This window comes from Pantoea sp. Pa-EAmG, assembly GCF_030024295.1.
GTDB classification, from domain to species: domain Bacteria; phylum Pseudomonadota; class Gammaproteobacteria; order Enterobacterales; family Enterobacteriaceae; genus Pantoea; species Pantoea dispersa.
In genome coordinates, this window is sequence record NZ_JASEWO010000129.1 from 1 (window position 1) to 13,681 (window position 13,681).

General features: G+C 59.2%; 10 protein-coding genes. 5 read left to right on the forward strand and 5 right to left on the reverse strand.

Annotated elements, in window-relative coordinates; all coding sequences use genetic code 11:
• Both rhlB and ppx read left to right on the forward strand, forming a co-directional pair.
• Positions 1 to 1,144, forward strand: a 1,144-nt coding sequence (gene rhlB, locus QMM04_RS16090) for an ATP-dependent RNA helicase RhlB (RefSeq protein ID WP_282996533.1), incomplete at its 5' end; no start/stop codon positions are given.
• A gap of 6 nt (positions 1,145 to 1,150) precedes the next feature.
• The gene (gene ppx / locus QMM04_RS16095) at positions 1,151 to 2,635 is read left to right on the forward strand and encodes an exopolyphosphatase (RefSeq protein ID WP_031279616.1); all 1,485 of its coding nucleotides are present in this window, start codon (positions 1,151 to 1,153) and stop codon (positions 2,633 to 2,635) included.
• A 141-nt stretch (positions 2,636 to 2,776) separates the two neighbouring features.
• Here the strand turns inward: ppx and rep are convergent, their stop codons facing one another.
• The gene (rep, locus tag QMM04_RS16100) at positions 2,777 to 4,798 is read right to left on the reverse strand and encodes a DNA helicase Rep (protein ID WP_058758096.1); all 2,022 of its coding nucleotides are present in this window, start codon (positions 4,796 to 4,798) and stop codon (positions 2,777 to 2,779) included.
• A gap of 200 nt (positions 4,799 to 4,998) precedes the next feature.
• Between rep and ppiC the strand changes: the two genes are divergently transcribed.
• Positions 4,999 to 5,280, forward strand: coding sequence for a peptidylprolyl isomerase PpiC (ppiC, locus tag QMM04_RS16105; RefSeq protein WP_058758095.1), 282 nt, complete (start codon positions 4,999 to 5,001; stop codon positions 5,278 to 5,280).
• Here ppiC and QMM04_RS16110 read toward each other — a convergent pair whose 3' ends face one another.
• Both QMM04_RS16110 and pdeH read right to left on the reverse strand, forming a co-directional pair.
• Positions 5,281 to 7,341 (reverse strand): AsmA family protein, encoded by a 2,061-nt coding sequence (locus QMM04_RS16110; protein ID WP_058775505.1) that lies wholly within the window; start codon positions 7,339 to 7,341, stop codon positions 5,281 to 5,283.
• Positions 7,342 to 7,402: 61 nt separating this feature from the next.
• Positions 7,403 to 8,176: a cyclic-guanylate-specific phosphodiesterase gene (pdeH, locus tag QMM04_RS16115; protein ID WP_021506997.1), complete on the reverse strand. Its 774-nt coding sequence runs from the start codon at positions 8,174 to 8,176 to the stop codon at positions 7,403 to 7,405.
• Between the two features lie 283 nt (positions 8,177 to 8,459).
• Here pdeH and QMM04_RS16120 point away from each other — a divergent pair, with 283 nt between their 5' ends.
• Together QMM04_RS16120 and QMM04_RS16125 are read left to right on the forward strand one after the other, a co-directional pair.
• Complete coding sequence (locus tag QMM04_RS16120; RefSeq protein ID WP_278428340.1) at positions 8,460 to 9,398, forward strand: sugar kinase; 939 nt, start codon at positions 8,460 to 8,462, stop codon at positions 9,396 to 9,398.
• Positions 9,399 to 9,794: 396 nt separating this feature from the next.
• Positions 9,795 to 10,667, forward strand: a complete 873-nt coding sequence (locus QMM04_RS16125) for an alpha/beta hydrolase (RefSeq protein WP_058758092.1) — start codon at positions 9,795 to 9,797, stop codon at positions 10,665 to 10,667.
• Between the two features lie 133 nt (positions 10,668 to 10,800).
• On the opposite strand, the gene QMM04_RS16130 is transcribed toward QMM04_RS16125, so the two are convergent.
• Both QMM04_RS16130 and QMM04_RS16135 read right to left on the reverse strand, forming a co-directional pair.
• Entirely contained in the window at positions 10,801 to 12,315 is a 1,515-nt protein-coding gene (locus tag QMM04_RS16130) for a pitrilysin family protein (RefSeq protein ID WP_260641735.1), read from the reverse strand.
• A 242-nt stretch (positions 12,316 to 12,557) separates the two neighbouring features.
• On the reverse strand, positions 12,558 to 13,681 hold a 1,124-nt coding region (locus QMM04_RS16135; protein ID WP_282996534.1), incomplete at its 5' end, for a dicarboxylate/amino acid:cation symporter.

The window sequence follows — 13,681 nt, forward strand, 5'->3', positions numbered from 1 at the left end:
TCAGGCGCAAACCGGTACCGGCAAAACGATGGCGTTCCTGACGTCAACGTTTCATTATCTTCTTTCTCATCCTGCTGCTGAAGGCCGCCAGGTTAATCAGCCACGCGCGCTGATCATGGCACCGACGCGTGAGCTTGCGGTGCAGATTCATGCCGATGCCGAGCCGCTGGCGCAGGCCACCGGTCTGAAGCTGGGCCTGGCCTATGGCGGCGACGGCTATGACAAGCAACTGAAAGTGCTGGCAGACGGCGTCGATATTCTGGTGGGCACCACCGGACGCCTGATTGACTACGCCAAACAAAATCACATCAACCTCGGCGCCATTCAGGTCGTGGTACTGGATGAAGCGGATCGCATGTTCGATCTCGGCTTCATTAAAGACATTCGCTGGCTGTTCCGCCGCATGCCGCCGGCCACCCAGCGCCTGAGTATGCTGTTCTCGGCCACGCTTTCTTATCGCGTACGTGAACTGGCGTTCGAGCACATGAACAACGCCGAATACGTTGAAGTTGAGCCCGAGCAGAAAACCGGCCACCGCATTAAAGAAGAGCTATTCTACCCTTCGAACGAAGAGAAGATGCGTCTGCTGCAGACCCTGCTGGAAGAAGAGTGGCCGGACCGCGCCATCGTCTTCGCCAACACCAAGCACCGCTGTGAAGATATCTGGGGCCACCTGGCTGCCGATGGTCACCGCGTGGGCCTGCTGACCGGCGACGTGGCGCAGAAAAAACGCCTGCGCATTCTGGACGACTTCACCAAAGGTGATGTGGATATCCTCGTTGCCACCGACGTCGCCGCGCGCGGCCTGCACATCCCGGCAGTTACGCACGTCTTCAACTACGACCTGCCGGACGATCGCGAAGATTACGTGCACCGCATTGGCCGTACCGGTCGTGCTGGCGCCAGCGGTCACTCCATCAGCCTGGCCTGTGAAGAGTACGCGCTTAACCTGCCGGCGATTGAAGAGTACATCGGTCACGGTATTCCGGTGAGCAAGTACAACAGCGACGCCCTGCTGAGCGACCTGCCGCCACCGAAACGCCTGCAGCGTAACCGCTCGGGCAACGGTCCACGTCGCGGTGGCAACAACAGCAACCGTCGCGGCGGTGCCCCGCGCAACAACAACCGTAAACGTTCGGGTTAAGCACACATGCTAAGCGCATCGTCACTTTATGCTGCGATTGATTTAGGTTCTAACAGCTTTCATATGTTGGTGGTGCGCGAAGTGTCCGGCAGTATTCAGACCGTCGCGCGAATTAAACGCAAGGTGCGTCTGGCGGCAGGTCTTGATGCGGCCAACCATCTCTCGGCTGAGGCGATGCAGCGCGGCTGGCAGTGCCTGCGTCTGTTCTCCGAACAGTTGCAGGACATTCCCCCGGAACAAATCCGCGTGGTGGCAACCGCCACGCTGCGCATTGCCAGCAACGCGCAGGATTTTCTGACTCAGGCGGAACAGATTCTCGGCTGCGCGGTGAACGTCATCAGCGGCGAGGAAGAAGCGCGCCTGATCTATCAGGGTGTTGCGCACACCACCGGCGGCTCTGACCAGCGGCTGGTGGTTGATATCGGCGGCGGCAGCACCGAACTGGTGACCGGCGAAGGTGCGCACGCCACGACGCTGTTTAGCCTGTCGATGGGCTGTGTGACCTGGCTGGAGCGCTTCTTCAGCGATCGTCATCTCGCCAAAGAGAACTTTGCCCAGGCCGAACAGGCCGCACGTGAAATGATCCGTCCGATTGCGCCGGCACTGCGAGAGAAAGGCTGGCAGATTTGCGTGGGCGCGTCCGGCACCGTCCAGGCGCTGCAGGAGATCATGGTGGCGCAGGGCATGGATGAGCGCATCACTCTGAGCAAACTGCAGCAGCTCAAACAGCGTGCCATTCAGTGCGGCAAGCTGGAGGAGCTGGAGATTGAAGGGCTGACGCTGGAGCGCGCGCTGGTGTTTCCCAGCGGCCTGTCGATTCTGATCGCCATTTTCCACGAGCTGAGCATTGAGAGCATGACGCTGGCCGGCGGCGCACTGCGCGAAGGGCTGGTGTACGGCATGCTGCATCTGCCTATTGACCGCGATATTCGCAGCCGCACGCTGCAGAACGTTCAGCGTCGTTTCGCCATTGATGTTGAGCAGGCCGGCCGCGTGCGCCAGCTGGCAGAGAGCTTTTTCCGTCAGGTGAGCAGCAGCTGGAAGCTGGATCAGCGATGTCGCGATTTACTCCTCAGCGCCTGTTCAATCCACGAAATTGGCCTGAGCGTCGATTTCCGCCAGGCACCGCAGCACGCCGCGTATCTGATTCGCCATCTCGATCTTCCTGGTTTCACCCCCGCGCAGAAAAAAATGCTGGCCTGCCTGCTGCAGAACCAGAGCGGCAGCATTGATCTGGCGCTGCTGACGCAGCAAAACGCCGTGCCGCCGCGCATGGCTGAGCGACTGAGCCGTCTGCTGCGGCTGGCAATCATCTTCTCCAGCCGGCGGCGCGACGACACGCTGCCGGCGGTGCGTCTGCAGGCGGATGATGATGCGCTGCATCTGACGCTGCCGGCAGGCTGGCTGGCTGCGCATCCGCTGCGCGCCGAGCTGCTGGAGCAGGAGAGCCATTACCAGTCGTATGTGCACTGGCTGCTGACGATTTCCTGATCGAACCTGCTGCTGCTGCGTTGAAAAACGCCCGGCAACTGCGCCTTTACGCGAGTGAAGTTTGCTTTGCCGGGCGCTTTGCCTCTGCGGCGCGCGCAACAGATTTCGCCACAGACCAGGCTTGCGGCTCTGACGAAATAATCACCCCTTCTTCGCGTTCTCCAGCATCGCACGTAAGCCGGCGACGCGCGTTTGCCCGGTTTTCACCCGCTCTTCGGCGCTGATCACCTTTTTCTCACGCTCCCACGCCACATCATCCTGCGGCAATTCCAGCAGGAAGCGGCTTGGTTCCGGACGCACCAGCTCGCCGTACTGACGGCGCTCGCGGCACAGGGTAAAAGTCAGCTCTTTCTGCGCGCGGGTGATGCCCACGTAGGCCAGGCGACGCTCCTCTTCGATATTGTTCTCATCGATACTGCTCTGATGCGGCAGCAGCCCCTCTTCCATGCCCACCAGATAGACATAGGGGAACTCCAGGCCTTTCGAGGCGTGCAGCGTCATCAGCTGGACCTGATCGAGCTCTTCGTCGCTCTCGCCGCGCTCCATCATGTCGCGCAGGGTAAAACGCGTCACCACCTGCGCCAGCGTCATCGGCTCGTTAAGTTCGTCGCCCTCCAGCATTTCGGTCATCCACTGAAACAGCGTATTGACGTTCTTCATGCGCATTTCCGCTGCTTTCGGGCTGGGGGAGGTTTCGAACAGCCAGCTTTCATAGTCGATGCCGCGAATCAGGTCGCGCACCGCATTCACCGGTTCACGCTCGGTGAGCTGAACGATTTCATTCAGCCAGTGGGTAAAGCGCTGCAGATGCTCCAGCCCACGCCCGGAAAGCGTCTGTTCCAGCCCCATATCAAAGCTGGCGTTAAACAGGCTTTTGTTGCGCAGATTGGCCCACTCACCCAGCTTCTGCAGCGTCGCGGGGCCGATCTCGCGGCGTGGCGTGTTTACGATGCGCAGAAACGCGCTGTCATCTTCCGGATTGGTCAGCACGCGCAGATAGGCCAGCAAGTCTTTGATTTCCGGCCGCGAGAAGAACGACGTGCCGCCGGAGATGCGATAAGGAATACGGTTCTGCATCAGCAGCTTTTCAAACACGCGCGACTGATGGTTACCGCGATAAAGAATCGCGTAATCTTTGTACTGGGTTTTATTAATAAAATGATGGGCAATCAGCTCGCCCGCCACGCGCTCGGCTTCGTGATCTTCGTTGTTGGCGCTCAGCACTTTCAGCTCGCTGCCCTCGCCCAGCTCAGAGAACAGCCGCTTTTCAAACACGTGCGGATTGTTAGCGATGAGGATATTGGCGCATTTAAGGATACGCTGCGTCGAGCGGTAGTTCTGCTCCAGCTTCACCACTTCCAGCGCCGGGAAATCCTCTTTCAGCAGTACCAGATTCTGCGGCCGCGCGCCGCGCCACGAGTAGATAGACTGATCGTCATCGCCGACCACGGTAAAGCGCGCCCGGGCGCCGACCAGCAACTTCACCAGCTCATACTGGCTGGTGTTGGTGTCCTGATACTCATCCACCAGCAGATAGCGGATGCGCTGTTGCCAGCGTTCGCGCACTTCCTGATTCCGCTGCAGCAGCAGGGTCGGCAGCAGAATCAGATCGTCGAAATCCAGCACGTTACAGGCTTTCAGATGCTGATCGTACAGCGCGTAGCAGTGGGCAAAAATCTGGTCGCGCTGCGATTTGGCGAGGCCGGCCGCGCCCTGCGGATCGACGAGGTCGTTTTTCCAGTTTGAGATGGTAGAAATCAGCTGCTGCAACAGGGTTTTATCTTCTTCCAGCCACTGTTTGGTCAGGTCCTTAAGCAGCGCCAGCTGATCCTGATCGTCGAACAGCGAGAAGGTCGATTTCATGCCGAGCGCCTTGTACTCGCGCTTGATGATCTCCAGGCCCAGCGTGTGGAAGGTTGAGATCATCAGGCCGCGCGCCTCTTTGCGTCCCAGCGTTTGCGCCACGCGTTCTTTCATCTCGCGCGACGCCTTGTTGGTGAAGGTCACCGCCGCGATATGGCGCGCCTGATAGCCGCATTCACGGATCAGATGGGCGATTTTATTGGTGATCACGCGGGTTTTACCGGAGCCCGCACCGGCCAGCACCAGACAGGGACCGGTGACAAATTCGACAGCACGTTGTTGGCCGGGATTAAGACGCATAACGTAATTTCACTCAACAATTCGTTTAACAGGGACGATCCCCTAAATAGTTCGAATTGCAGGAAGGCGGCAAGTGGGTGAGTCTCCGGGAGCTTACAATAGTAAGTGACCGGAGCGAACACACGCAGCCAACGCATCTGCAATTTGAAGTATGACGGGGATATAATGCGTCGCACATTATACATAACGGGAACACCATCATGGCGAAAACCGCGGCGGCTTTACATATCCTGGTGAAACAGGAAGCGCAGGCGAAAGCGCTGCTGGCGCAGCTGGAAAAAGGCGCGAACTTTCAGCAACTGGCAAAAAAACACTCGACCTGCCCGTCCGGGCGTAACGGGGGCGATCTGGGGGAGTTTCGCAAAGGGCAGATGGTGCCGGCGTTTGATAAAGCGGTGTTCACCTGCCCGCTGCTGCAACCTTACGGACCGGTGAAAACCGCTTTTGGCTACCACATCATCAAAGTGCTGTGGCGTAACTGATCACTTTTTGCTTTTCATCTGCTGGAGTACGTTGCTGCACTGATTGTCATCGGTGTCGCTCGGCGAAATCAGCGCCAGCAGTGCAGCTGCCGGCGCGACCACCGCCCCCAGCGCGACGGCTGCGGCACCGCGCGCCAGCAGCGGACCGGCTTTGACTCCGGCATCCGGGTTTTTGAAGGTGCCGCGCACATACAGCGGCGAACGCAGCGTAATGATACGAATGCCCTTGCTCTCCGGATTGATCGACAGATCCAGTCGCTCATTAGCAAAGTTAGCGTTGCCGGTAACGTTGATCACCGCGTTCTCGGTATCGAACACAAACAGCCGCGGCGTCGCCAGTCCCTGACGGATATTCAGGTCGGTCGCGGCACAGTTGATGCGCACCTCATCGTCGCCAAACAGTTTACCCACCACATAGTTACCAACGTTCAGCCCGGCAATCTCCATCAGGCTGCGGCTGATCAGGCCATCGTTCATCAACAGTTTCAGCTCGCCATTGCTGGTGCCCAGCAGGTCGGCCACCGAATTGCCGGTGCCGGTCAGGCTGGCATCCCCGTTGAGCTGGCCGAGACTACGCTGCATGGCGGTGACATCCGGGAACAGCTGGCGCAGCTGCAGCTTGCGCGCATGCAGGTCGGCGCGGCCGCGCATCGGTGAGCGATCGCCCTCCAGATGGATAGTCGAATTAATACTGCCGCCGGCCATGCCGAAGCGCAGCGGATCCAGCAGCAGGTCGCCATTTTTCAGCTGCAGATGGGTATAGAGATCGCTGAGCGGCAGCTTGCTGCTGTGCTCGATACGCTTGCCGCTGAACTTCACGTCAGCATCCATCACATCCCAGTTTTTGGTATCGAACTTGTCATGTGGCAACACGCGATCCGCCGGCTGGGTGCTGGCCTCACCGCGCTGCGCTTTGGCCTGCGCCGTTTTTTCACTGCCTTTGCCGGAGTTAACCCCAATCAGCGGCCCAAGGTCCGCCATACGCAGCTGGTTCGACGTCAGCTCGCCGCTCAGCGTCGGACGCGGTTTGCCCTGACGGTAGCTGAGCGAACCGTGAATATCGCTGTCACCAATATGACCGTTGAATTTTTCGTAGCGGAACAGCGGCCCTTTCTCTTCGTTGAAACGCGCAATCAGATGGCCGTCAGTTTCATACGGTGGCGTGTCCGGCAGCAGCACGCCGGTTAAGCCGTACAGATTTGCCAGCGTGTCGCCGGAGAAGCGCAGCCGCACATCCAGCCCGCCGAGATTGAGCGGATCCTGCAGGGTGCCATCCACGCGCACACGTGTGGTGCCGTTGCGTACGTCGAGCTGCAACGGGAACGGCGTGGTTTTGCTGCGCAGCGACAACATACCGCCAATCTTACCGTCGCCGTCGAGTTTCTGGTTGTTGTAAGTCCCGCTCGCCTGCCAGCCAAACACAAAATCGCCGGCCCCTTTTTGCTGGTCGTTACCGCCCGCGACCTGCGCGTACGGCACCGGTTTGCCCAGCGGATTGATCTTCACCGTGACATCGGCTTTGTTGATGGCGTCGCGATAGCGCAGCTGTCCCTGATCGAACAGGATATTATCAAGGCGGAATGACCATGCCGAAGGCGGCGCGTTGGGATCGCTGTTTTCGCTGCTGGCGAGGTTGAAGGTCCAGTTATTTTTCTTATCGGCGGTCTGCACCAGTCGCGCATCCGGCTGCTGCATCTTAATCCACGGCAGGTAAATCTCTTTGTGCAGCAGCGCCAGCGGCGCCAGCGTGGCTTCCACCCGCTGCAAATGCACCATCGTCACTTCCGGCACGCTGGGCGGATTACCGAGCATGACATCGTCAGCGTGCACCTGCGGCCATGGCACCCAGCTGCGCCAGCCTGGCTCTTCGCGATTGCGCACCCAGGCCACGCCAAGATCGCCGCGAATAGCGAACGGCCGGTTCAGTTCTGCCGAGACTTTCTGGTTGATGGTTGGCTTCAGGCGGTTCCAGTCAAAGGTGGCGATAATCACCACGACCACCACAACCAGCAACAATAAAATCCCGACCACCCAGCTAATTATTTTTCCTGTACGCGACATTTTGCCTCCTCCTTGCCCTTCCACGTCTCCTTAAAGATAGTCGAGACGCGGCAGAACGGAATCACGGAAGCTCAAGTACCAGGTTTTCCAGCTGGTTAAACGGCAGCGGACGGGAAAAATAATAGCCCTGTGCGGCCATGGCGGGCGAGTTGCGTACCTGCTGCCACTCCTCCTCGTTTTCCACCCCTTCGACGATCACGCCGTTACAGTAACGGTTGATCAGCGCCAGCAGCATGGAGAACAGCGAGCGCCCTTCATCACTGGCGCGCAGCAGCATAAACAGCTCGCGCGAAAGCTTGATGTAGTCGTAGCGCAGTTCGGTCAGCGCGGAGAAGTTGGCCATGCCGGACCCAAAGTCATCCAGCCACAGCGGGCCCAGCTCCGGCATCTGCGCCACCATCTCTTCCTGCGGCAGCGCGTGGTGCTCGGTCAGTTCGAAGCGCACCCACGGCAGCTGAACAATCAGCGCGCGCACGGGCGCATGCTGCTGAATGGCCAGTAACGTGGGTCCATCAATATTGACGGAGGCCACCAGCTGACGCTGGCTGAAGAAGGAAGCCCACTGTAATAACAGTTCAAGCTGCTCCTGGACGATGTCGAGACGCTGGGCAATGGTCAGCGCCTCGAAATAGTCTTCGGGTGACACGTTTTGCTCAGGTGCGGCGGGATGCACCACGGCGGTAAGCAGTTCAATAGCCAGTAAGCGGCCAGAAACCTGGTAAATCGGCTGGAAAGTGTAGCACCGTTGGCACTGCTGCCAGTAGAGACGGGTTTCCTGTTGTTGCTCAAGTTCGGGAGAAAAAGGCAGCCGATGACTCAAATTCTTCATCACCATGGTGTTTTCCTGGTTGGTATTGAGTGCCTGCAAATAGCATCTCAGTGGCAAGTATCGGCTCTCCCCTGGATAACTTTATTGGTCTGCGCAGCCACACGAGCTGTTGAGTCTAGCAGCGTGTCTGCGGCTTAATCGGCAAAACAACCCCCGGTTTGGCCGCTAAATCGGTGCAGAAGCGCGGTTTTACGCCTTAAGGCAAATTAAAACAGCGTTTTAAAAAGCATTGACGACTGCCATACCAGACGCGAGACTAGAGCGCAGCATTCACTACAGGCCAAACACCATGACGCAGAAAACCATCGCCATTATTGGCGAATGCATGATTGAGCTGTCCGAAAAAGGTGAGAACATCAAACGCGGCTTTGGCGGCGATACGCTGAATACCGCGGTCTATCTGGCACGGCAGAGCGATTCCAGCCAGCTGCGTGTGGAGTATGTCACCGCGCTTGGCACCGACAGCTTCAGCGACCAGATGATCGCGGCCTGGCAGCAGGAGCAGGTGCACACGCAGCTGGTGCAGCGCCTGCCGGACAAAATGCCCGGGCTTTACTTCATCGAAACCGATGCCCACGGCGAGCGCACCTTTTGGTACTGGCGCAGCGATGCTGCCGCGCGCTTCTGGCTGGATAGCCCGCAGGCCGGGGCCATCTGTCAGCAGCTGGCGCATTACGACTATCTCTACCTGAGCGGCATCAGCCTGGCGATCCTGCCTGAGGCCAGCCGCGAAAAGCTGATGGCGCTGCTCAGTGCCTGCCGGCAAAACGGTGGCACCGTGATTTTTGACAACAACTACCGGCCGCGTCTGTGGGCGGATAGCGCCAGTGCGCAGCAGGCGTATGCGGCGATGCTACGCCACACCGATATCGCCTTCCTGACGCTGGATGATGAACACCTGCTGTGGGGCGAACAGCCGCTGGCGGACGTGATTGCGCGCACGCGCGCCGCCGGCGTGCAGGAAATTGTGATCAAACGTGGTGCCGACTCCTGCCTGGTGGCGCGCGGCGAAGAGCCGCTGCGGGATGTTGCGGCCATCAAACTGGCTCCGGCGCAGATTGTCGATACCACCGCCGCAGGTGACTCCTTCAGCGCCGGTTATCTGGCCGTGCGCCTCGCGGGTGGCAGCGTGGAGCAGGCCGCAGCGCGCGGCCATCTCACCGCCAGCACGGTCATTCAGCATCGCGGCGCGATTATTCCGCCCAGCGCGATGCCAAAAACCGTTTAACACCGCACACGATTGTCGCGCCGCGCTGCCTGCTGCGCGTCGCGACAATTTCCCCTCTGCCCTGACGAGAAATTGATTATTACGCTGAAAAATATCACCGCGAAAATTTGGCTTAATGACGCAGATTCACCGGGCAATTTTTACTAACGACGCACGCCATCCAGCCTCCTCTCTGCCTGACGCTCACCACTTAAATGCCGCTAATCAGACTGATTTAAATTCAATGCATTACGACGATAAACCCGACCGCCAGGCATAGTCCGAAACTGGCGACGCCGGCGGTTTTCGGCTGGACGATCGCGCGAAAAAAGACCATGTTTTAATCAACCACAGCAGGAAGCTGTCAGGTCGACCGCGAACACAATAACGACAACATGACTCGCTCAGGACAGATTTATGCACACAGAAATTATCAATATCTGGCCGCACGGCGACGCGCCAGGCGCGAGTGACTCGCGCGCTCAGCCGCAGATCGTCGATTTGGCCAGAGAGTTCGAACCTTACGACCGCGCCGCCACCGGTGTGCGCTGCCCGGAGATGGCGATCTGGCATCCGGAAACCTCAAACGGTATCACCCTGCTGGTGGCACCGGGCGGCGGGTATCAGCGCGTACTGATCGACCGCGAAGGCAGCGCCCTCGCCACCTTTTTCACCTCGATGGGTTACACGCTGGCGGTAATGACCTATCGCCTGCCGTACGACGGCCATCATGAAGGACCGGATGCGCCGCTGGCCGATGCCCAGCGTGCGGTGCGCGTGCTGCGCGAGCGCTCACAGCGCGGCCTGAACGGTAAGTACATCGTGATGATGGGCTTTTCCGCCGGCGGACACGTGGCCGCCAGCCTCGGCACCCGCTTTGGCGAAAAAATCTATCCGCTGCAGGATCAGGCCGACAGCCTGTCACCGCGGCCTGATGCAATGGTGCTGCTCTATCCGGTCATCAGCATGCGCGACGGTCTGGCGCATGAAAGTTCACGCACCCGCCTGCTGGGCGCGTGGCCGGATCAGAAAAGCATTGATGCTTATTCGCTGGAGACGCGCGTGCACGGCCAGACGCCGCCGACGCTGCTGATCCACGCCGCTGACGATGAGACGGTTTCCGTTAATAACAGCATGGTGTTTTTTAGTGCCCTGCGGGAGCACAAGGTGCCGGCGGAAATTCACTTTTATCAGAAAGGCGGCCACGGCTTTGGGATTCGTGGCGTGGCGGATCTGCCGCTGGCCAGCTGGCCGATGCTGGTGACCGAATGGCTGCGCGCAAAGACCTGATGCCCCTGCTACGTTGAACCGCAGCGGCGCTGGCGGCGCGCGTTCATCCCGGTCGCTTACGTAAGCTTCTGAGGATGACACCCGTGCCGCCTTACTGCAGCGCACCTTATTGCGGGGATTCATGCGCCCTGGGTCATGACGAGGGTTGAGCCTGATCGGTCGCGCTCGCGCTGCCATTATTTTCGGGTTTAGCCTCATCCGGGGTAGCGGCGGCGGCAGGCGCATCCGGAACCTTCATCACCTTGTCCCAGCTGTCCTGCAGCATCCTGACGTTGGTTTCGGGCTCACCCTGCGGCTGAATCAGCACCATGGTGAGCTCCTGCGTTAACTGCTGACGCAACTCCTGGTTGAGCTGGTCGCGCGTTAACTCGCTGAGAAACGCCTGACGCAGTTTCTGGTACTGCTCCGGCGCGATATCCACCACGGAATTCTGCTGCGAGCGCAGACGTTGCCCCATCAGAATATCGGTGTCGGTGCGCGCGTAGGTGGCAAACAGTTTGTTCAGTTCCAGCAGCTTTTGCGCCATCAGCGCATCAAACTCCTCCTGCGGCAGACCTTTGTCACGCACGGTGGCCAGCTCACGCGCCACCTGGTTCAGGTTCTGCGCCAGCGACGCGTTAGGCGAATCCATGTTAATGGCGCACTGCGCACGCTGATACAGCACGCGACAGTCGAAGCCAACCTGCACGTTTTGCGCTTTGCTGTCGGCCAGCGCGCGCTGGACGTGCCAGAACAGCGCTTCGCGCGCCAGATCGCTCTGCCAGTAGCGCTGCAGATTCTGCGAGTCGCGGATTGGCTGCCATGGCGTATCCCACACCAGCGACAGGCGATCCTGCATCATGCCGCCGTTAACCAGGTTGATTGGCTGATGCGGCAGCGGCGACAGCGTGGGCAGCGCCGCGGGCGCCACCCGTTTGCCTTGCAGTGGCGAGAACGCTTTGTTGATCTGCTCCGCCATGCTGCGGCTATCCACGTTGCCCACCACGTACAGCGTCATGCCGTCCGGCGTGTACCACTGCTGGTAAAACGCATTAAGCTGCGCGATATCCACCGGCGCACGCGGCTGTTCGCCCGGATCATGCGCCAGCATGGTCGACCCTTTCAGGCGATAGCGCCACCACACATCCTGCGTATTGGGCGGCCAGGTCGCGATGGGATCGGTGGCGGTCAGTGCGGTCGACACCACCTGCTCATTGATGGTCATTTTACCGGCGGTGGCCGCCAGCCAGCTGAGCGCCTCTTTCAGCAGCTCCGGCCGGTTGTTCGGCAGGCTAAGGTTGTATTGGGTGAAATCATAAGACGAGATGGCCGGCGGCAGCGGTCGCTGCGGATCCATCGCCTGTTGCCACAGTGCGCGCTGCTGATTGGTATCCAGCGCGGTGTTATGCACCATTGCCAGACGCGGTAAAAGATGACTGAACCCGGTTTGCTGGGCGCTTTCCACCAGCGAACCGGTATTAACTATCAGGCGCAGCTCGATGCGATCGCTCGGACGTTGTGGTGTGGTCAGCAGCTGCCAGCTGAAACCATTGTCCAGTTTGCCTTCCTGCCAGGCGGGATCAGGCTGAAGTGTTTCGGCGTGGACGCCGAAGCCAGATGCCGCAAGCAGCCATCCGCCAACCAAAAGCCGAATTCTGGTGCCCTGCATGTGAACCCCTACTCAAACAGATAAACGCTCGTGCGCGCCATAGGCGGCCGCTTTTCAGCGAACCACGGCGGCAGGCTGCCGCCACGTTTATTCAACGACAGACTCTTTGACCACAGGAAGGCCAGGATGTCGCGCGACGAGGAAAAAAATCGGGAAAAAAATCAATGGGGTTATTATGCAAATGCCCGCTGTCAGGGCAAGCGACAGCGGGCATTTCACGACAAATTAACGCAAATAGAGGGTTACGCGCTGGTCTGTGAAGCGTTATTGACCTTTTTCGCTGAAGAAAGCGTCGCTTTCATCTGCGCTTCATCGAGCTGGCCGACCCACTTCGCCACCACCACAGTCGCCACACCGTTACCCACCAGGTTGGTGAGCGCACGGGCTTCCGACATGAAGCGGTCAATGCCGAGAATCAGCGCCAGACCGGCCACCGGCAGATGTCCCACCGCCGACAGCGTTGCCGCCAGCACGATAAAGCCACTGCCGGTCACCCCTGCCGCGCCTTTGGAGGAGAGCAGCAGCACCACTAACAGCGTGATCTGGTGGAAGACATCCATGTGGGCGTTGGTCGCCTGAGCGATAAACACCGCCGCCATGGTCAGGTAAATCGACGTGCCATCGAGGTTGAACGAGTAGCCAGTTGGAATCACCAGCCCGACCACCGATTTCTTACAGCCCAGCTTCTCCATCTTATCCAGCATGCGCGGCAGCGCCGACTCGGAAGAAGATGTACCCAGTACAATCAGCAGCTCTTCTTTGATGTAGGCAACAAACTTAAAGATGTTGAAGCCGGCCCAGCGGGCAATAATGCCCAGCACAATCACCACGAACAGTACGCAGGTGATGTAGAAGCAGATAATCAGCTGACCGAGCTGCACCAGCGATCCGACGCCATATTTACCGATGGTGAACGCCATGGCGCCGAACGCACCAATCGGCGCCAGACGCATGATCATGTTGATCACGCCAAAAATCACCTTCGAGAAGCTCTCGATGACGTTGAACATCACGGTGCCGGCGTTACCGAGGCGATGCAGCGCAAAGCCGAACAGGATAGCGAACAGCAGCACCTGCAGGATGTTACCGCTGGCGAAGGCACCGACCACGCTGTTCGGGATCACGTCCAGCAGGAAGGCAATCACGCCCTGCTGCTCAGCCTGCTGCGCGTAGACCGCAACCGCTTTGGCATCCAGCGTCGCCGGATCGACGTTCATTCCCGCGCCCGGCTGGATCACGTTGACCACCACCAGACCGATAATCAGCGCGATGGTGCTGACAATTTCGAAATAGAGCAGCGCTACTGCGCCGGTCCGTCCAACTGCTTTCATGCTCTCCATGCCGGCAATACCGGTCACCACCGTAC